Source organism: Plantibacter sp. VKM Ac-2876, assembly GCF_015350715.1.
Lineage (GTDB): Bacteria > Actinomycetota > Actinomycetes > Actinomycetales > Microbacteriaceae > Plantibacter > Plantibacter auratus.
The window spans coordinates 1,168,699-1,186,360 of the sequence record NZ_JADKSI010000001.1; the positions used below are offsets into that span (position 1 = coordinate 1,168,699).

Consider the following 17,662-nt stretch of genomic DNA (forward strand, 5'->3'; position numbering starts at 1 on the left):
TACCGCCGCATTGCTCGAGGAGTGTCCATGACCGTCACGAAAGGTCCGGCCACCGATGCCGGACAGCCCACCCGATCCCTGAAGGGATCGCTCGGCGTCACCGCCATCGTCTTCATGGTCGTCGCCGCGGCGTCGCCGTTGACGGTCGTCGGTGGAGCCGCACCGCTCGGCATCCTGCTCGGCAACGGGGTCGGCTTCCCGAGCATGTACGTCGTGTCCGCGGTGATCCTCCTGCTGTTCGCCGTCGGACTCTCGGCCATGACGCGGCACGTCCCCAAGCCGGGTGCCTTCTTCACCTTCGTCGGATACGGGCTCGGCAAACCGGCCGGCCTCGCGTCGGCGTTCCTCGCCCTCCTGACCTACACGACCATCCAGGTGTCGGTGTACGGCTACATCGGCTACCTGCTGAGCGTGACCTTCGCCGGTCTCGGCGCTCCGGAGATCCCCTGGTACCTCTACTCGCTCGCGTCGATCGCCGTGGTCGGTCTGCTCGGCTACCGCCACATCGACCTCAGCTCGAAGGTCCTCGGCGTCCTGCTCGTGGCGGAGGTCGGGATCGTCCTCGTCCTCGCAGGGGCGGTCATCGTGACCGGTGGTGCCGACGGGCTGTCGGCCGAGCCGTTCATGCCCGAGCAGGTGTTCTCCGGGTCGCCCGGTGTCGGACTGATGTTCGCGATCGCGGCGTTCATCGGCTTCGAGGCGACCGCGATCTTCCGAGACGAGGCGAAGGACCCGTCTCGCACGATCCCGCGGGCGACCTACATCGCGGTGATCGGGATCGGCCTGTTCTACACCCTCGCCTCCTGGGCGCTGGTCATGGCCTGGGGCCCGGACGACGTCCTCGCCGTGGCCGGTGAGGATCCCGGCGCGATGATCCTCCGCACCACCCTGCTCTACCTCGGCCCGGTCGGAGAACTCGTCATCAACGTCCTCCTCATCACGAGCATGTTCGCCTGCGTCCTGTCCTTCCACAACGTCATCACCCGGTACCAGCACACGATGTCGAACGCCGGCGTCCTGCCGGGCCGACTCGGCGGCGTCCACCCCAAGCACCTCTCGCCGCACACCTCGTCGCTCGTCCAGAGCGCCACCGCGGCGATCCTGATCGTCGTCTTCGCCGTGCTCGGTCTCGACCCCGTCCTGCAGGTGTTCACCTGGTTCGCCGGCGTCGCGACCCTCGCGATCGCGATCCTCATGGCGGTCACCAGCCTCGCGGTGATCGTGTACTTCGCTCGCACGAAGCAGGATCGGCGGGTGTGGAACACGGTCGTCGCACCCGGCCTCGGGTTCATCGGACTCGTCGGTTCCGCCGTCGTGATCGTCGTCTACTTCCCGATGCTGGTGGGAGACGTGGATGCGGGCGGCAACCCCGTGTTCGGAACCGTGAGCGCCGTCCTCCTCGCCCTCATCGCGGTCTGCCCCGTCGTCGGCCTCCTGCAGGCCGCGTACCTGCGTCGTCGTCGCCCGGCCGCCTACGCCGACGTCATGGACGCCATCGGCGGTTGACCATCCGACCCTTCCCCTCGCCACCCGCGACCACCCGCATCACCGAACCAGGAGCATCACGATGACCATCACCGACCCCACCACCCTGCGCAGCACCGACGGCGACACGCCCGTCCAGCACCCGCTCGCCAGCCTGTCCGCGCCGGAGTTCGACCGCATCCGCGACGTCGTCACCGGCTTCGACGACTTCACCGAGACGACCCGGTTCGCCTACGTCGGGCTCGAGGAGCCCCACAAGCGGGCGGTGCTCGCCTGGCAGGCCGGCGACGGTCCCCTGCCGGAACGCCTCGCCCGCGTGATGCTGCTCGACATGGCCACGGGTCGATCGACGGACAACGTCGTGTCCGTCGACAGCGGGTCCCGGCTCAGCACGGTCGTCCTGGACGGTTCCCGCGGCCAGCTGCCGATCCTCATCGAGGAGTTCGACGCCATCGCGGAGATCGTGGCGGAGGACGAGGGGTGGGTCGCCGCCCTCGCCGCCCGTGGTTGCACGGTCGACGAGGTGAAGGTCGTCCCGCTGTCCGCAGGTTTCTACGACTATCCCGAGGAGGTCGGGCGCCGGATCGTCCGGGTCCTCGCGTTCCGTCAGGACTACCCGGCCGACCACCCGTGGGCCCACCCCGTCGACGGGCTGAGCGCCTATGTCGACACCGCGGCGCGGCGGATCACCCGCCTCATCGACGCGACCGCCCTGGCGATCCCGGCGGAGCCCGGGAACTTCGACGACCCGGCGGTCCAGGGTGCTCCGCTCTCCTCGCTCAAGCCGATCGTCATCACCCAGCCGGAGGGTCCGAGCTTCCAGGTCGACGGCGAGTTCGTCGAGTGGGGCAACTGGCGGTTCCAGGTCGGGTTCGACGTCCGTGAGGGCCTCGTCCTCCGGCAGCTCTCGTTCGACGACGCCGGCGAGGAACGCCCGATCATCTACCGGGCGTCGATCAACGAGATGCTGGTCCCCTACGGTGACCCCTCCCCCGTGCGCTTCTGGCAGAACTACTTCGACACCGGCGAGTACCTGTTCGGCCGGTTCACGAACTCCTTGGCGCTCGGGTGCGACTGCGTGGGCGAGATCAAGTACTTCGACGCGGTGCTCGCCGATGAGCTCGGCAACCCGTTCACGATCGAGAACGGGATCTGCATGCACGAGGAGGACTTCGGCACCCTCTGGAAGCACTCCGACCTGTACACCGGTTCCAACGAGGTCCGGCGGTCGCGTCGGTTGGTCATCTCGTTCTTCACGACCGTCGGCAACTACGACTACGGGTTCTACTGGTACCTGTACCTCGACGGCACCATCGAGTGCGAGTCGAAGCTGACGGGCATCCTGTTCACCTCCGCGTACCCCGGGCTCGACGCGGAGGGCGCCGACTACCCGTACGCCTCGGAGGTCGCGCCCGGTCTCGGTGGGCCGTACCACCAGCACCTCTTCTCGGCCCGGCTCGACATGATGGTGGACGGTCTGTCGAACGCGGTCGAGGAGGTGGACGCGGTCCGGGTGCCGATCGGGCCGGGGAACGAGCACGGCAACGCTTTCACGAAGCGGGTCACGCGGCTCAGCACGGAAGCGGGGTCCGGGCGCGTGGCGGACGGTTCGGCCGCTCGAGCCTGGCACATCGTCAATACGGAGAAGACGAACCGGATGGGACGCCCGACGGGGTACGTGCTGTACCCGCAGGAGTCGCCGACGCTCATGGCCGATGCGTCGTCGTCGATCGCCAAGCGGGCGGAGTTCGCGACGAAGCACCTCTTCGTGACGAAGTACGACCCGGCTGAACGATACGCGGCGGGCGACTTCGTCCACCAGAACCCGGGTGGCGACGGGATCACGCGGTTCATCGAGGGCGACGAGTCGATCGACGGCGAGGACATCGTGCTCTGGCACACCTTCGGGCCGACGCACTTCCCCCGTCCAGAGGACTGGCCGGTGATGCCGGTGGACTACGCCCGGTTCACGCTCAAGCCCTACGGTTTCTTCGGCAAGAACCCGACCCTGAACGTCCCGCCGAATGAAGCGGTCGGGCACTGCTCGCACGACACCGGTGCCGCGCACGTGGGACACGGCGGTCACGACCAGGGTGCCGAGGAGCACTGTGGCCACGGGCACTAGGTCGCGGCGATGAGCGAGGTCCTCCATCTCGGGGCGCTCGTCCCGGCCGCCGTCGGCGCCTGTTGCACCGTCGGCGGCCGACGCGGACCCCTCGACCTCGTGGCCGCGATCGTCATGCTCGCGGCGATGCTCGACCTGGCGACCGGTGTCGGGATCCTGCATCCGTTGCTCTGGGCCGTCGTCCTGATCGTCCTCGCCGTCGCCTCGGCGGTCCGGCTTCGGTCCATCGCCGGCCTGCCGGCCCCGGTCGACGACGCCGTCGCGCTGGCCGCCACACGACATCGTGCGGCGATGACCGTGCACACCTCGAGCGGCCTCGTGATCATGGCGGGTCTCGTGTGCAGCATGGCGGGTCATGCCGCCGGGAACATATATGCAGGATCGGGCATGCACCCGGCAGGACATCGGATCGGGACGGATGCCCTCCCAGTAGTGTTGCTTGCGGGCGGCATCGCGGGGTTCGTCATCCTGTCCACGCGGCTGGCCGTCGAGGCGGCTCGACGACGCGAGCGGGTGGTGGTCGTCGAGGTTGCGAGTATGACGGCCTCCGTCGTCACCATGGGGCTCGCCGTAGCGATGTGACCCGGGCGGCGGCGTCGACTCACTCGGCGTCGTCGCCCTCCCACGGCGGCCGGGCGACCTTGCCGGACATCCGCCACACCGCTCGGGTCAGCTCAGGGTGCACGCGGGCGATCTCACGGAGCACCTCGTACTCCAGGTGGTCCGCGTTGTCGCGGTGGTCCTGGGCGTCATCGAGCGACGAGTACCCGGCCAGCCGTGCCATCGCGTGTTGGGCGGCCAGACCCCGAGCGTGCAGCGCGTCGTCCCGGAGGACGGCGACGACGAGCTCGTCGACCGTCGGCATCGAGGGCAGGAAGTCCCAGGGGTCCTCGCCGTCGCGGGCGCGGTGCTCGATGATCACCTCGCGCTCGAGCTGTGCGTCGCGGCGCAACCTGGGGAGGTCGACGGCCTGCAGATCCACGTACCCTCCTCGCTCCGGCGCACCCCGCGGCGCGCACTCGGGTATCAAGGGTACGCCCGGTATCGATGGACCGTGCCGTCAAGGCGCAGCTCCCTCGCGCCCGAGGCTGGTACCGCAGGACCACCGATGTCGTCCGATCGGCGGATGCCGGGGTCGCATCAGGTCCATCCTCATGCGGATGTGGTCGGTGGCCGCGCTCCATAGCGTGGAGTGGGGCGGACAGCGCCCACTCCGCGACCGAGAGGCCCGTCCTTCCATGTCATTCCTCACGAGGCTCAGCCTCGCCAATCGACTGATCGTCGGCCTCATCACCTCGGCGATCGTGGTCTTCGGACTCTTCGCGGTCGGCTCCCTGAAGCAGGAACTGCTGCCGTCCGTGCAGCAGCCGGGCGCCGTCGTGGTCGCGACCTACCCCGGCGCCTCGCCGTCGTCGGTGGAGCGCGAGGTCACGAAGCCCGTCGAGCAGGCGGTCCAGGGGGTCAAGGGCGTCACCGGCATCACCTCGACGTCGATCAGCGGTTCCACGTCCGTGCAGGTGAGCTGGGACTTCGGCCAGGACGACGAGAAGATCGTCGGCGACATCCGCAGCGCCCTCGCCGGCTTGAAGAGCACGCTCCCGAACGACACGACCACCGAGGTCTACGCCGGTGGGAGCGACGACATCCCCGTGCTGCAACTCGCGGTCGCGTCCGAGGACGACTCCGGCGAGTTCGCAGGCAAGGTCGAGTCCACCGTGCTCCCCGCGCTCCGTGGGATCGCCGGCGTGCGTCAGGTCGATCTCGCGGGTGAGAACGCCACGCAGCTCGTCATCACGATGCGTCCGGCCGACCTCGCTGCCAAGAAGGTGACCGCGGAGGAGGTCATGGCGGCCGTCCAAGCGAGTGGTGTCGTCACGGCTGCCGGAACGAGTGTCGACGCCGGCAAGGAGCTCTCGATCGAGGTCGGCTCGGCCGTCGGCTCGCTGGCCGAGGTGCAGGCGCTCCCCATCCAGCACGAGGACGGGCCCTTCGCGCTCTCCGCCGTCGCGGACGTGGAGCTCGTGCCCGCCGCCGAGACCTCCATCGCCCGGGCGGACGGTCTCCCGTCGCTGTCGCTCACGATCCTCAAGGACCCGTCGGCCAATGCCGTCCAACTCGCCCACACCATCCGCGACGCCCTCCCCGGGCTGGAGCAGGAGCTCGGCTCTGGTGCGGCGTTCACCGTCGTCTTCGACCAGTCGCCGATGGTCGAGCAGTCGATCCACGACCTCTCCGTCGAGGGCGGGCTCGGGCTGTTGTTCGCGATCATCGTGATCCTGGTCTTCCTGCTGTCGATCCGGTCCACGATCATCACGGCCGTGTCGATCCCGCTCTCGCTCCTCATCGCGATGATCGGGCTGTGGATCGGCGACTACTCGCTCAACATCTTCACGCTCGCGGCACTGACCGTCGCCGTCGGACGCGTGGTGGACGACTCGATCGTGGTGATCGAGAACATCAAACGTCGGCACACCGGGCGGGCGATGACGACCACGAGTGTCGTCGAGGCTGTCCGCGAGGTCGCCGGGGCCGTGACCGCGTCGACGATCACCACCGTGGCAGTGTTCCTCCCGGTCGCCTTCGTCGGCGGGACGGTCGGCGAGCTCTTCCGACCGTTCGCCGTCACCGTGTCGGTCGCGCTCATCGCGTCCCTCGTGGTGTCGCTCACGATCGTGCCGGTGCTCGCGTACTGGTTCATGCGAGGCTCCTCCGCCCCGGCTGTGGGCAAGGCCACCGACGACGCGGCCACCGAAGAGGCGTCCGTCGTCGAGGACGAGTCCGAGGCGTACTCCAAGCTCCAGCGCGCCTACCTGCCGGTCCTGCGCACCGCCCTGAAGCGTCCGGTCGTGACCCTGCTCGTGGCGGCGGTCGTGTTCGCCGGGACGATCGTCTCGGCCGGGTTCCTGAAGACCGACTACCTCGGCGACATCGGGGGCGAGAACACCGTCACGGTCACGCAGGAACTCCCCGAGGGGACGAGCCTCGACGTGACCAGCGACGCGGCCGCGGCCATCGAAGCGGTCCTCGCGAAGACCGCCGGCGTCTCCGGATACCTGACCACCGTCGGTGGGAACGGCTCGAGCAACACGGCACAGATCAGCGTGACCGTCGGTGAGGAGAGCTCACGCGAGGGCGTCGCCGACACCATCCGGAAGGCCGTGGCGAAGCTCGACGACGTCGGCGAGGTCACCGTCGGTGACGCCGCCGGTGGATTCACCGGTGGCGGAGGCGGTATGGAGGTCACGCTGCAGGGTGAGGACCCCGTGGCGCTCGCGACAGCGGCGGCCGCGGTGCAGGACATGCTCGGCGGCACGGACGGCCTCCGCGATGCGACGAGCGACCTCGCCGACGAGCAGGGCCTGCTCAAGGTGAACGTCGACCGCGCCGCCGCCGCCCGGTACGGCTTCACGCAGGAACAGGTCGGCCAGGCCATCGCCAGTGCGCTCCGAGGCACGCCGATGGGTTCGGTCATCCTCGAGGGCTCGTCTCGCGACATCATCGTGCGCTCGCAGCGGGTCGGCACGACACCGGCCGAGATCGCCGCGCTCCCTCTTCCGGTCAGCGCGCTGCAGCAGGCCGCGGCCCAGAAGGCCGCGACCGACGCCCTCACGGCCGAACAGGACGAGGCCACCCAGCGTGCGAAGGACGAGGCGGCATCCCAGGCCGCCACCCAGCGCTCGGAACTCCAGGAGGCCCGATCGACCGCGGCGTCGCAGCTCGACGCCCTGCGGGCCCAGCTGAGCGCGTTGCAAGCGGCTCCCGTCGAGGTGCCGCCGGTCACGCCCACCACACCGGAGGAGGAGGCGGCACGACAGGCCTACGAGGCCCGCGCCGCTCAACTCGCCGGGCTGAGCGATGCCATCTCCCAGCTCCAGGGTTCGATCACGACCATCGACGAGCAGCTGACCGCGATGCGGGACGCCGAGAGCGAGGCAGCCGAACAGCAGGCTGAGGCTGACCGCCTCACCCAGGCGCAGAAGGACCTCGCCAACGTCAGCGCCGTCCCGATCCCGGTCAGCGCTGTCGCGCAGGTGGGTGAGGAACGTGCCGCAGCGGCGATCACGCGCATCGACGGCGTCCGCACCGTGACCGTGTCGGCGACGCCGACGGGTGACGACCTGAGCGCGACGACGCTCGCGGTCCGGGAGGGCCTCGCCGGCCTGGACCTGCCGAGCGGGGTCACGGCCTCGGTCGGTGGTGTCGCCCAGGACCAGGAGGAGTCGTTCGCGCAGCTCGGCCTCGCGATGCTCATCGCGATCGTGCTCGTCTTCATCGTCATGGTGGCGACGTTCCGGAGCCTCTTGCAGCCGCTCATCCTGCTGGTCTCCGTGCCTTTCGCGGCGACCGGCGCGATCGCGGCCCTGCTCATCACGGGGACCCCGCTCGGCATCCCGTCGATGATCGGCCTCCTCATGCTCATCGGCATCGTCGTCACGAACGCGATCGTCCTCATCGACCTGGTCAACTCGTACCGGGCTCGGGGCGATGGCATCGACGACGCGGTCCTGCACGGAGCCCGACTCCGTCTCCGGCCGATCATCATGACCGCCTGCGCGACCATCTTCGCGCTCGTGCCGATGTCGCTCGGCCTCACCGGCGGTGGGGTGTTCATCTCGCAATCGCTCGCGATCGTCGTGATCGGCGGCCTGGTGTCGTCGACGCTCCTGACGCTCATCCTCGTGCCGGTGCTGTACCTGCTGCTGGAGCGACGGACCGAGCGCCGTCTCGCCAAGCGCGAGCGGAAGCGCGAGGCGAAGGCCGCTCAGCGCGAGGCCGAGGAGCACGACGAGCAGACCGAGGAGGACCTCGACGCCATCCTGACGACGGATCGCTGACGGCGGCTGCGGGGTGGGCGGCTCGGCCCACCCCGCAGCTGGCACACTGGTGGGCGTGGACCAGCGACTGATCGACCTCCTCCGTTCCGACCTCGACGCGGCCGGGTACACGGTGGAACGGGTGCGCGGCCTCTGGGGTGAGACGGCCGAGGCCGCCCTGCACCGCTCCAACCGGGTCGTGGCGATCCGCTCGCTCGACGAACGCCGCCGGACGGCTGGCGCGGAACCGATCGCGACACTGGCGACACTCTTCGTGCTCGGTGTCGCCGTGGGGGCCGATGACGCGACGCGTGCTCTGCCGTCGCTCGGTCTCGACGGCGCGGTGGAGCTCGGTCTCGTCGGTTTGAGTGACGACGGATCGGTCGCCCCGGCCATCGATCTGCGTCCGTACGCCTGGGTCGATGCCAACGGGAGCGGTGCCTGGTGGATCGCCTCCGACCTGGGCGAGCTCGCGCTGGGTCATGAGCTCGGCGAAGAGCACGTCCTCGGGGTCGGCGGCGCATCGATGACCCTGAGCGGCATCATCCTCCCCGAGCGGATCGGAACGGCACTGGACCTCGGTACCGGGTGCGGCATCCAGGCGCTCCACCTGTCGCGGATCGCCGATCACGTGGTCGCGACGGACATCTCCGAACGAGCCCTCGAGCTCGCCGCGCTCAACGCGCACCTGAACGGCATCGACTCGATCGAATTCCGCCACGGCAGCATGTTCGAACCCGTCGCCGGTGAACGGTTCGACCGCATCGTCTCCAACCCGCCGTTCGTCATCACCCCGCGTGCCGAGGGCGTGCCGAGCTACGAGTACCGCGACGGCGGTCTCGTCGGCGATGCGCTCGTCGAGTCCGTGTTCCTCGAGGCCGCCCGGCACCTGACGCCCGGCGGCGTGGCGCAGTTCCTCGGGAACTGGGAGTACCGCGAGGGCGCCGACGGGCTCGAGCGCGTCGCCGAGTGGGTGGATCGCAGTCGGGAACCGGTCGACGCCTGGGTCATCGAGCGCGAGGTGCAGGATCCGGCCGAATACGCGGAGACCTGGATCCGGGACGGTGGCACCCGCCTCGGGACGCCGGAGTTCGAGCGCCTCGCGGGAGCCTGGCTCGACGACTTCGCGGCTCGGGCCGTGACCGGCGTCGGCTTCGGGTATGTCCTGCTCCGTCGATCGGACCCGTCCAATCCGCTGCGCCGTTTCGAGCGGCTGCACGGTCAGGCGGGTTCGAACGCCGCCGGGCTCGGTGCGCACCTCGCCGTGTGTCTCCTCGCACACGACTGGCAGGTCGCGCTCGACGACGAGCAGCTGCTCGGCGAACGCGTCATCCTCGCGGGCGACGTCACCGAGGAGCGCCACTACTGGCCCGGTGACGAGGATCCGACGGCGATGACCCTGCGGCAGGGTGGCGGCTTGGCCCGCTCGGTGGGCATCGACACTGGCCTCGCGGGGCTCGTCGGCGCCTGCGACGGCGAGTTGACCCTGGGAGCCATCATCGACGCGATCGCCCAGCTCGTCGAGGTCGATGCGGCGGAACTCCGCGCCGAACTCCTCCCCCGGGTCCGCGCACTCCTGGACGACGGCATCCTCCTGCCGAGCTCCTGAGGTGTTCCGGCACGCTGGCCCTACTCGTAATGGAAGCGTGCCTGGGCGATGAGGACGCCGTCGTCCGTGAGGCGGTAGACCAGTCGATGTTCGTCGGTGATCCGTCGTGACCAGAATTCCTGGAAGCCGTGCTTGAGCGCCTCAGGTTTGCCGATGCCCTCGTTGCCGTTCCGGATGATGTCCTTCAGGAGGAGAGTGATCCGTTTGACGATGCGCCGATCCTGTTGCTGCCAGTGGCAGTAGTCCTCCCAGGCGGCGTCGGACCAGATGAGCCGCACGCCGACTACTCGACCAGGTCGTGCTCGGTGCCATTGCCGGCCTCGAGGTCGTCGATGGCCTGGAGGAGCCGACGTGCGTTCGACGGCGTCCGGAGCAGATACGCCGATTCCTTCAAGGACTCGTAGTCGTCGAGCGCGACGATCACGACCGGGTCCCGCCCCGCTCTGGTGATGATCACCTCCTCGCGGTCGTCGAGGACCGAATCGAGGGTGGCCGCGTAGTTCGCGCGGGATTCCGAATAACTGAGGGTACGCATCGACATCCTCCAAGTACAACAAACTGTACGTCTGCTCGTCGGAGTTGTCCACAGCCCCGACAGGGCGCCGGTTCGGGCGGTCTTCCAGGTGATGGCGATAGTCTGCCGTGTCGGACCGACCGACGCCGCCGAAGAAAGCGACCACCCTCCATGCCGGAGAGCCCACTCTCAGCCAGCCCGTACGAGGTGCTCGGCGTGAGCACGACGGCGACGCAGGACGAGCTCCGGAGGGCCTACCGACGGCTCATGCGCGAGACCCACCCCGACCTCGGCGGAAGCGCGCGGCAGTTCAACGCCGTCCAGCTCGCCTGGGAGCGCGTCGGGACCGAGCAGGACCGGGCCGCCTACGACCGCGGGCGCAACGTGCCGTCCTCCGACGCGGGCGACGACGACGCTCCGACCTGGTCGGCGTCGACCACTGGTCGGTCGGGTACGCAGCGCGCCGACTCGCGACCTCGTGCTCGCGCCTACGGACACCCCGGCGGAGACTCGCGGGAGGCCTACCTCGGGCTCATCCGCGAATGGGTCGGCCGCGGCGTCCCGCTCGACGACCCCTACGACCCGAAGCTCGTCCGCTCAGCTCCGCGCGAGATCCGGCACCAGTTGGCCAACGCGCTCGCCGAGGAGCAGACGGCGCGCACCGTGGCGACGCTCGGCATCGGATACACGGTCTGGCACGACGTCCTGGCGCCGGGCGAGGCGAAGCTCGACCATGTCGTCCTCGGCCCGACCGGCCTCTTCGCGGTCAAGTCGGAGGACTGGGGTGGGCCGGTCCGGGTGCACCGCGGAGAGGTCGTCGGCGAGACGCTCGATCCTCGCGAGGAGCCCGTCCGGTCGATCGTGCGCTCGGCGCGGACCGTCGCGAAGGCGGCCCGGGTGAAGTTCACGGCCTCCGTCATCGTCGTGCCGGACGGCGCCACCCCGGAGTCGGTGGAGTTCATCGGTCGCAAGCATCCGGTCACGGTCCTCGTCGAGCGCTCCCGCCTGGCCGACCTCCTCCGCACCGGTCTTCCGGGCGTCGACCGCATGGGTGGCAACCAGCTGTTCGACATCCGCACGCGCCTGCAGCAGACCATCCGCTTCGTCGGCCTCTGACACGACACCTGAGCAACCCCGTTCGCGCTCGGCGGAAGCCCGGGTCCGCGAGGTGGAGCCGAGCGTATCGTCGCTGGCGAGGCGCCGGACGGTGCCTCGACGCTGACGGATTGGAGCGACGATGAGCGCAGAACTCAACGGCAAGCAGGTGGCCTTCCTGCTCACGGACGGCTACGAGGACAGTGAACTGACGAGCCCCTGGGAGGCGGTCACCGGAGCCGGAGCGACCGCCCGACTGGTGTCGCCCGCCACCCAGGACGTGACCGGCAAGAACGGACACGTCCAGCCCGTCGACGTCGCGGTCGCCGAGGCCTCCTCCGACGACTACCACGCACTCGTGCTGCCGGGCGGCGTCGTCAACGCGGACGACCTCCGCGTGGACGAGTCCTCGATCGCCTTCGCGAAGGCGTTCTTCGAGCAGGGCAAGCCGGTCGGGGTGATCTGCCACGGCGCCTGGATCCTCATCGAGGCGGACGTCGTCCGCGGTCGCGAACTCACGAGCTACCCGAGCCTCAAGACGGATCTGCGCAACGCCGGTGCATCCTGGGTGGACGAGGAGGTCGTCGTCGACCAGGGACTCGTGTCGAGCCGGACGCCCGACGACCTCCCGGCCTTCAACGCGAAGCTCGTCGAGGAGATCGGCGAAGGCGAGCACGAGGGCCAGCACGCCTGACGCCGGTCGCAACGCGACGCACGAACGCCCGGTCCTGGTGGACCGGGCGTTCGTGCGTGCGGGTCAGACCCAGCCGCAGATCGCGCGCAGCAGCTCGAGCAGCTTCCGGTAGAAGTCCATGAGACCCCCTCCTCTCATATCAGATGCTGAAATCAAACATCAGTCATCTTGACAGAACTCAGGAGCTCGCACAGTCCCCGGAACGGCGGACACCGTGCTGTCGGCGACGTCGTCCAACACGCACGAACGCCCGGCCCCTTGGAGGGGCCGGGCGTCCGAGTGCTGTGTGGAGGCGCTTACGCCTTCTTGTTGCGGGTCAGCGCGCCGTAGATGAGGAGTACGACGATGGATCCGCCGATGGCGAGGAGCCACGTCTGCAGGGAGAAGAACTCCTGCAGGTTCGCGCCGAACAGGATGCCACCGAGCCAGCCGCCGAGCAGTGCTCCGACGACGCCGAGCAGCAGCGTGATCAACCAGCCGCCGCCCTGACGGCCCGGAAGGATTGCCTTGGCGAGGGCGCCGGCGATGAGGCCGAGCAGCAGGAAGCCGAGAAAACTCTTGATGTCTCCAAATGTGATTGCTGGATCGAACGGGGTGCCGGTCGACCGTGTTACTGCCCCCGCCGGTGAGCGGGGGCAGCCACTGTATCGCGAGGACTAGTGCTTGAACGCGTCCTTGACATTCTCGCCGGCCTTCTTGGCGTCGGCCTTCGTCTGGTCGGCCTTGCCTTCTGCGACCTTGCTGTCGTCGCCGGTGACCTTGCCCAGAGCTTCCTTCGCCTTGCCCGCGAGGTCCTCAGCGGCGTTCTGGATCTTGTCCGATGCACTCATGGCGTTCTCCTTCGTCTGCGTTGGAAACCGGTGATGATGTCCGGTCATCGGGTAAGACGCAGCTCGGCGGGCATTCGTCACGGAATCCGTCGAAAAACTTCCGGGGCGCCGGCGGAGTGCGATCGAATGCGAGACTGGAGGTTCGTGTTCCGCCAGGCAGCGCCGCCGTCCAGACCCGCCAGGAGGTGAATCGCTTGAGGACAGCACCCCCTCGCTCGGGCTTCGCGCGCTTCCTGCGTGTCGTCCGCAACACGATGTTCTGGATCATCGGCGTGATCCTCGCCATCGCGCTGGTGATCGTCGTGTGGTTGCAGTTGACCCCGTGGCCGGGCTCGATGGTCATCCGCATGGCGTTCGACGAACGGGCCAAGGTCGTGCAATCCGACCTCGTGAAGTACGTTCCCGACGGTGTCGATGTCCGGCGGGACATCCCGTACCGCTCCGGCGACGCCGACGCGCTGCTCGACGTCTACACGCCGGATGGCGTCCGTGGCAGTGGCGCAGCCCTCCCGACGATCGTGTGGGTACACGGCGGAGCCTGGATCTCCGGCAGCAAGGAACTCATCTCCAACTACATGCGCGTGCTGGCCGGCGAGGGGTACACGGCGATCGCGGTCGAGTACACGATCGCGCCGGAGGGCCAGTACCCGTTGCCCATCGAGCAGGTCGCCGACTCGCTCGGCTACCTCGACGCCAACGCACGCGCGCTCAACGTGGATTCGTCCAAGCTCATCCTCGCCGGCGACTCCGCCGGTGCCCAGATCGCCGCCCAGGTCGCGAACGTGGTCACGAGTTCCGAGTACGCCAGCTCCATCAAGGTCGAATCGCCGATCGAACCGGAGCAGCTCGCCGGGGTGGTCCTCGCCTGCGGGGCCTACGACCTCAGCCTGGTCAACGCCGAGGGCAGCTTCGGGTGGTTCTTGGACACGGTGCTCTGGTCCTACTTCGGAGCGCGCGACTACAAGACCCGACCGGAGGTGGCGTCAGCGTCCGTCGTCGACTATCTGACGGCGAAGTATCCACCGACGTACATCACGGTCGGCAACTGGGATCCGCTCTACCCGCAGTCGGTCGAGTTCAAGGCGAAGCTCCAGGGCCTCGGTGTCGACGTGCAATCGATGATCTTCAACCCGGACTTCCGACCGGGGCTCGAGCACGAGTACCAGTTCCTGCTCAACGACCAGGGCCGGTTCAACCTCCAGCGCATGGACGCCTTCATCGACGGCGTCACCGACACGAGTCTGCCGTTCGGCCAGCAGGGTCCCCCCGTCCGCTGAACGATCGGCGTCAGGGCAGACGGATGCGTTCGCCGTCCTCGATGAGACGACCGTGGAGCACCGCCTGGGCGAGCGTGAGGTCCAGCCAGCGTCGAGCGGTCTCACCGAGGCGACCGTAGCCGAGCACGGACGCCGCCTGCATCGGCAGCTGCTCGCGGTCGACCTCGTGCTCGGGGCTCGCGGCGATCACGAGCTCCATGGCGTTGCAGATCTCCGCGGGACTGATGTCGGTGACCGCGCGGTGGTCGCGATGCACGACCCGGCGGACGCCTCGCCACGTGACGACGTCGAGTCCGGTGGGCCAGGCGAAACCGTTCTGGACGACGAACGCCTCCGTCACCAGCGCTGACAGCTCGGTGCGGGACTCCTCGGACGGTCGGTCGACGCCGAAGCGCCGGGCCACGATGGTCACCAGGCGAGGGACGGCGATCGGGCCCTCGGTCGTGAGGATCGCCGACGCGACGCGGGTCACGGCGGCCTTCGTCAGCTCGAGGTTGTCGAGGACGGATGCCGGGCCGATGACGGAGTCGTCGGCGAGCTCGAAATCGGTGATGGCGACGCTCAGGGGGACGACCGGGGCCGACGCGGTGACGGGGAGGGCGACCGGGTCGACCAGGCCGATCGTGGACCGGTCATGGACAGGTGCTGCCTCGTCGACGTCCGGGCCGACGACCGGTGTCCGGGGTGCGTGCGCGTCGCGGTCGTCCAGTGGCGCCGAGTCGTCGGGCTGCTGAGCCGGGGGTGTCGGCGTCGCCCGGGATGTGGGATCCGGCGTGCGCCGTGACGAGTGGTCCGCTGCGGACTCGGCGTCGTTCGTGTCCGGTGTGGCCGGCGTCGCGGGGCCCTCCGACAGCGCGCGTTCAGCGCGTTCGCGCCAGGACTTCGGGAGCCACGTCGACTTCGCGACGAAGCCGTTCCACCCGCGGCTCACGGCGCCACGCTCCGCTCGAGGCGCGGGCTGGCGGAGCGACGATGCCCTGCGGGGTGGGTCGACGAGGTCAGAGGTGGCACCTCCACAGGATAGACCGCGGCGGACGTGCGCTCAGCTCGCCGTCTGTCGACGCGCCTCACGTCGGCGCTCGCGTTCGAGGTCGGCGGCTGCAGCCTCGGCAGGCGTCGGAGCCGTTCCGCCCAGGGCTCGAGGTTGCCACCACGCCCCGGTCCCATCGACGGGATAGTCGCGTTGCAGCTCGTCGACCATGCTCTGCAGACGGTCGCGGAGCTGCTCGGTGCTCGTGCCGACGTCATCACCGGGCGCGACGATGATCGGCTCGCCGAACGAGAAGTGCACGGGGACCCCGAACCGCTCGCGGAAGCCGACCCGGTGGTTCTTCGTCATGAGGCGATGACCGCCCCAGACCGCGACGGGGATGATCGGCACGCCGGCCTCCTGCGCGAGGCGGACCGCGCCCGACTTGAGCTCGCGGACGGTGAACGAGGCGCTGACACCGGCCTCGGGGAAGACCCCGACCAGCTCGCCGCTGCGGAGCGCTGCGACGGCGTCGGCATAGGCGGCCGCACCGGCACGCATGTCGACGGCGATGTGCCGCATGCTCCGGAGGAGACGGCCCACGATGGGCTGGTCGAAGGCACCCTGCTTGGCCATGAAGCGGATACGCCGGCGGTTGTGGAGCACGGTCGCCCACTCGACGAGTGCGAACTCGAGGTACCCGAAGTGGGTCATCGCGATCACCGCGCCCCCCTCGTCGGGGAGGTGCTCGATACCGGTGGCGTGACGGCGCAGGCGCCAGAAGCCGAAGAGGGAGCGACCGACACCGACGGCGGTGTCGTACACGGGCTCGATGCGGCGTCTCATGGCGACACCGTACGACAGGGACCTGGGGAAGTACCGGGGTGGACACCTGGGGAAGTACCGGGCTAGGGGTGCCTCGGGAACCCTTCGCCGGCGGACCGCACGCCCGATACGATCGCAGGATGACGGTGACGCAGACGGGCCGCTCCCGCGGCAGCTACGCCAAGACGGCGGCGAGACGCCGGGAGATCCTCGAGGCGGGGATGGACGTCTTCGCCGAGCAGGGGTTCCGCAGTGGATCGCTCCGCGAGGTCGCGGAGCGCGTGGGCATGAGCCAGGCCGGCCTCCTCCACCACTTCTCGACCAAGAACGATCTACTCGCCGCGATCCTCGACTTCCGCGACGACCGGGATCGAGAGGAGTCCGGCATCGAGATCGGGAGCGGCATCGAAGGCATCCGCGGGCTCCTCCGCCTCGTCGAGCACAACATGCGCGTCCCCGGTCTCGTCGAGCTCCACTGCGTCCTGTCCGCCGAGGCGACCTCGCCGGACCACCCGGCGCACGAGCACTTCGTCCGGCGGTACAGCTGGTTGATCGACGGGATGACCGTCTCCTTCGAGGTGATGGCGCGCGAGGGCCAGCTGGTGGCCGGCGTCGAGCCCGCGAGCGCGGCGCGCATGCTCATCGCGATGATGGACGGCCTGCAGCTGCAGTGGCTGCTCGACCGAGATTCGGTGGACATGGCCGAGGAGACCCGACGTTCGCTGCGGCCTCTGCTGACGGTCGAGCTGTAGCCCGGCCCTCCCCCCGTCGTGACCGGGAATTCTCCACATCCGGCGTCATCCATCGGTCCACAACTCATATCTGATATTAGAGTTGGGTGGCTGCGGGACAACGCGAAGGGGAAGTCCTTATTTTGACTAATTCAAAACAACTCGGTACGGTGACTGCATGAACGGATCGGAGGTGGAGTCGGCGACGAACGATTTCAACACGAGGATCCGCGCAGCCGGGCTGCGGGTGACCACGGGACGCCTCGCCGTCCTCGAGATCCTCGCCCGGACACCGCACGCCGATGTGGAGCAGGTGGTCGCGTCCTTGAAGCCGCGAGCCCCGCAGACCTCCCCACAGGCCGTGTACAGCGTGCTCAACGCCTTCGTCGCAGCCGGTCTCGTGCGCAGGATCGAACCGGACGGCCATCCCGGCCGGTACGAGCTGCGCGTCGACGACAACCACCATCACCTGGTGTGCAGCTCGTGCGGCGCCGTGGTCGACGTCGACTGCACGCAGGGTACGGCGCCATGCATGCACCCGGACGACACGGCGGGGTACGTCATCGACACGGCCGAGATCACGTTCTGGGGAGTGTGCCCCGCGTGCCAGGCGGATGCCGCCTGACGCCGTTCCACAGACCACTCGACGGCACCTCCATGCCGATCGTCAGCTGTCACCGCCAAGGTGGCAGT

The 17,662-nt window shown here is 69.0% G+C and carries 17 protein-coding genes; 10 read left to right on the forward strand and 7 right to left on the reverse strand.

All coding sequences use genetic code 11. The features are described 5' to 3' along the window. The first annotated feature begins 27 nt into the window (after nucleotides 1–27). The 3 genes from ITJ62_RS05600 to ITJ62_RS05610 all read left to right on the forward strand — a co-directional run bounded on the left by ITJ62_RS05600 (nucleotide 28) and on the right by ITJ62_RS05610 (nucleotide 4,192). On the forward strand, nucleotides 28–1,506 hold the full coding sequence (locus ITJ62_RS05600; RefSeq protein ID WP_194600013.1) for an APC family permease: 1,479 nt from the start codon (nucleotides 28–30) through the stop codon (nucleotides 1,504–1,506). Between the two features lie 61 nt (nucleotides 1,507–1,567). Further along, nucleotides 1,568–3,610 (forward strand): primary-amine oxidase, encoded by a 2,043-nt coding sequence (locus ITJ62_RS05605; RefSeq protein ID WP_194600014.1) that lies wholly within the window; start codon nucleotides 1,568–1,570, stop codon nucleotides 3,608–3,610. A gap of 9 nt (nucleotides 3,611–3,619) precedes the next feature. Continuing rightward, on the forward strand, nucleotides 3,620–4,192 hold the full coding sequence (locus ITJ62_RS05610) for a hypothetical protein (protein WP_194600015.1): 573 nt from the start codon (nucleotides 3,620–3,622) through the stop codon (nucleotides 4,190–4,192). 19 nt (nucleotides 4,193–4,211) lie between these two features. Here ITJ62_RS05610 and ITJ62_RS05615 read toward each other — a convergent pair whose 3' ends face one another. Beyond that, nucleotides 4,212–4,592 (reverse strand): hypothetical protein, encoded by a 381-nt coding sequence (locus ITJ62_RS05615; RefSeq protein WP_064294055.1) that lies wholly within the window; start codon nucleotides 4,590–4,592, stop codon nucleotides 4,212–4,214. 256 nt (nucleotides 4,593–4,848) lie between these two features. On the opposite strand from ITJ62_RS05615, the gene ITJ62_RS18955 reads away from it, so the two are divergent. Together ITJ62_RS18955 and ITJ62_RS05625 are read left to right on the forward strand one after the other, a co-directional pair. Further along, the gene (locus tag ITJ62_RS18955; RefSeq protein WP_228497837.1) at nucleotides 4,849–8,445 is read left to right on the forward strand and encodes an efflux RND transporter permease subunit; all 3,597 of its coding nucleotides are present in this window, start codon (nucleotides 4,849–4,851) and stop codon (nucleotides 8,443–8,445) included. Nucleotides 8,446–8,500: 55 nt separating this feature from the next. Then, nucleotides 8,501–10,033: a methyltransferase gene (locus ITJ62_RS05625; RefSeq protein ID WP_370581837.1), complete on the forward strand. Its 1,533-nt coding sequence runs from the start codon at nucleotides 8,501–8,503 to the stop codon at nucleotides 10,031–10,033. 20 nt (nucleotides 10,034–10,053) lie between these two features. Here the strand turns inward: ITJ62_RS05625 and ITJ62_RS05630 are convergent, their stop codons facing one another. Beyond that, a complete protein-coding gene (locus ITJ62_RS05630) occupies nucleotides 10,054–10,311 on the reverse strand; it encodes a Txe/YoeB family addiction module toxin (RefSeq protein WP_194600016.1) in 258 nt (85 codons plus the stop codon). Nucleotides 10,312–10,316: 5 nt separating this feature from the next. Further along, entirely contained in the window at nucleotides 10,317–10,568 is a 252-nt protein-coding gene (locus tag ITJ62_RS05635; RefSeq protein ID WP_194600017.1) for a type II toxin-antitoxin system Phd/YefM family antitoxin, read from the reverse strand. A 150-nt stretch (nucleotides 10,569–10,718) separates the two neighbouring features. Here ITJ62_RS05635 and ITJ62_RS05640 point away from each other — a divergent pair, with 150 nt between their 5' ends. Together ITJ62_RS05640 and ITJ62_RS05645 are read left to right on the forward strand one after the other, a co-directional pair. Beyond that, nucleotides 10,719–11,663 (forward strand): DnaJ domain-containing protein, encoded by a 945-nt coding sequence (locus tag ITJ62_RS05640; RefSeq protein WP_079704305.1) that lies wholly within the window; start codon nucleotides 10,719–10,721, stop codon nucleotides 11,661–11,663. 121 nt (nucleotides 11,664–11,784) lie between these two features. After that, nucleotides 11,785–12,336 carry a type 1 glutamine amidotransferase domain-containing protein gene (locus tag ITJ62_RS05645; RefSeq protein WP_194600018.1) on the forward strand — a complete coding sequence of 184 codons (552 nt, stop codon included), beginning with the start codon at nucleotides 11,785–11,787 and terminating at the stop codon, nucleotides 12,334–12,336. 296 nt (nucleotides 12,337–12,632) lie between these two features. On the opposite strand, the gene ITJ62_RS05650 is transcribed toward ITJ62_RS05645, so the two are convergent. Next, nucleotides 12,633–12,899: a GlsB/YeaQ/YmgE family stress response membrane protein gene (locus ITJ62_RS05650; protein WP_194600300.1), complete on the reverse strand. Its 267-nt coding sequence runs from the start codon at nucleotides 12,897–12,899 to the stop codon at nucleotides 12,633–12,635. Nucleotides 12,900–12,992: 93 nt separating this feature from the next. Further along, on the reverse strand, nucleotides 12,993–13,166 hold the full coding sequence (locus ITJ62_RS05655) for a CsbD family protein (RefSeq protein ID WP_064294062.1): 174 nt from the start codon (nucleotides 13,164–13,166) through the stop codon (nucleotides 12,993–12,995). A gap of 194 nt (nucleotides 13,167–13,360) precedes the next feature. On the opposite strand from ITJ62_RS05655, the gene ITJ62_RS05660 reads away from it, so the two are divergent. Further along, complete coding sequence (locus ITJ62_RS05660; RefSeq protein WP_194600019.1) at nucleotides 13,361–14,443, forward strand: alpha/beta hydrolase; 1,083 nt, start codon at nucleotides 13,361–13,363, stop codon at nucleotides 14,441–14,443. Between the two features lie 10 nt (nucleotides 14,444–14,453). Here ITJ62_RS05660 and ITJ62_RS05665 read toward each other — a convergent pair whose 3' ends face one another. Then, nucleotides 14,454–15,374 (reverse strand): hypothetical protein, encoded by a 921-nt coding sequence (locus ITJ62_RS05665; protein ID WP_194600020.1) that lies wholly within the window; start codon nucleotides 15,372–15,374, stop codon nucleotides 14,454–14,456. A 111-nt stretch (nucleotides 15,375–15,485) separates the two neighbouring features. After that, nucleotides 15,486–16,259: a 1-acyl-sn-glycerol-3-phosphate acyltransferase gene (locus ITJ62_RS05670; protein ID WP_194600021.1), complete on the reverse strand. Its 774-nt coding sequence runs from the start codon at nucleotides 16,257–16,259 to the stop codon at nucleotides 15,486–15,488. A 119-nt stretch (nucleotides 16,260–16,378) separates the two neighbouring features. Here ITJ62_RS05670 and ITJ62_RS05675 point away from each other — a divergent pair, with 119 nt between their 5' ends. Both ITJ62_RS05675 and ITJ62_RS05680 read left to right on the forward strand, forming a co-directional pair. After that, nucleotides 16,379–16,990 carry a TetR/AcrR family transcriptional regulator gene (locus tag ITJ62_RS05675; RefSeq protein ID WP_064294065.1) on the forward strand — a complete coding sequence of 204 codons (612 nt, stop codon included), beginning with the start codon at nucleotides 16,379–16,381 and terminating at the stop codon, nucleotides 16,988–16,990. Between the two features lie 157 nt (nucleotides 16,991–17,147). Then, nucleotides 17,148–17,594 (forward strand): Fur family transcriptional regulator, encoded by a 447-nt coding sequence (locus ITJ62_RS05680; protein WP_194600022.1) that lies wholly within the window; start codon nucleotides 17,148–17,150, stop codon nucleotides 17,592–17,594. The last annotated feature ends 68 nt before the right edge of the window (nucleotides 17,595–17,662 follow it).

Coding starts and splice junctions, on each gene's coding strand:
- ITJ62_RS05645 (WP_194600018.1), top strand. CDS start 11,785: ATGAGCGCAGAACTCAACGGCAAGCAGGTGGCCTTCCTGCTCACGGAC.
- ITJ62_RS05600 (WP_194600013.1), top strand. CDS start 28: ATGACCGTCACGAAAGGTCCGGCCACCGATGCCGGACAGCCCACCCGA.
- ITJ62_RS05635 (WP_194600017.1), bottom strand. CDS start 10,568: ATGCGTACCCTCAGTTATTCGGAATCCCGCGCGAACTACGCGGCCACC.
- ITJ62_RS05605 (WP_194600014.1), top strand. CDS start 1,568: ATGACCATCACCGACCCCACCACCCTGCGCAGCACCGACGGCGACACG.
- ITJ62_RS05680 (WP_194600022.1), top strand. CDS start 17,148: ATGAACGGATCGGAGGTGGAGTCGGCGACGAACGATTTCAACACGAGG.
- ITJ62_RS05640 (WP_079704305.1), top strand. CDS start 10,719: ATGCCGGAGAGCCCACTCTCAGCCAGCCCGTACGAGGTGCTCGGCGTG.
- ITJ62_RS05670 (WP_194600021.1), bottom strand. CDS start 16,259: ATGAGACGCCGCATCGAGCCCGTGTACGACACCGCCGTCGGTGTCGGT.
- ITJ62_RS05655 (WP_064294062.1), bottom strand. CDS start 13,166: ATGAGTGCATCGGACAAGATCCAGAACGCCGCTGAGGACCTCGCGGGC.
- ITJ62_RS05610 (WP_194600015.1), top strand. CDS start 3,620: ATGAGCGAGGTCCTCCATCTCGGGGCGCTCGTCCCGGCCGCCGTCGGC.
- ITJ62_RS05675 (WP_064294065.1), top strand. CDS start 16,379: ATGACGGTGACGCAGACGGGCCGCTCCCGCGGCAGCTACGCCAAGACG.
- ITJ62_RS18955 (WP_228497837.1), top strand. CDS start 4,849: ATGTCATTCCTCACGAGGCTCAGCCTCGCCAATCGACTGATCGTCGGC.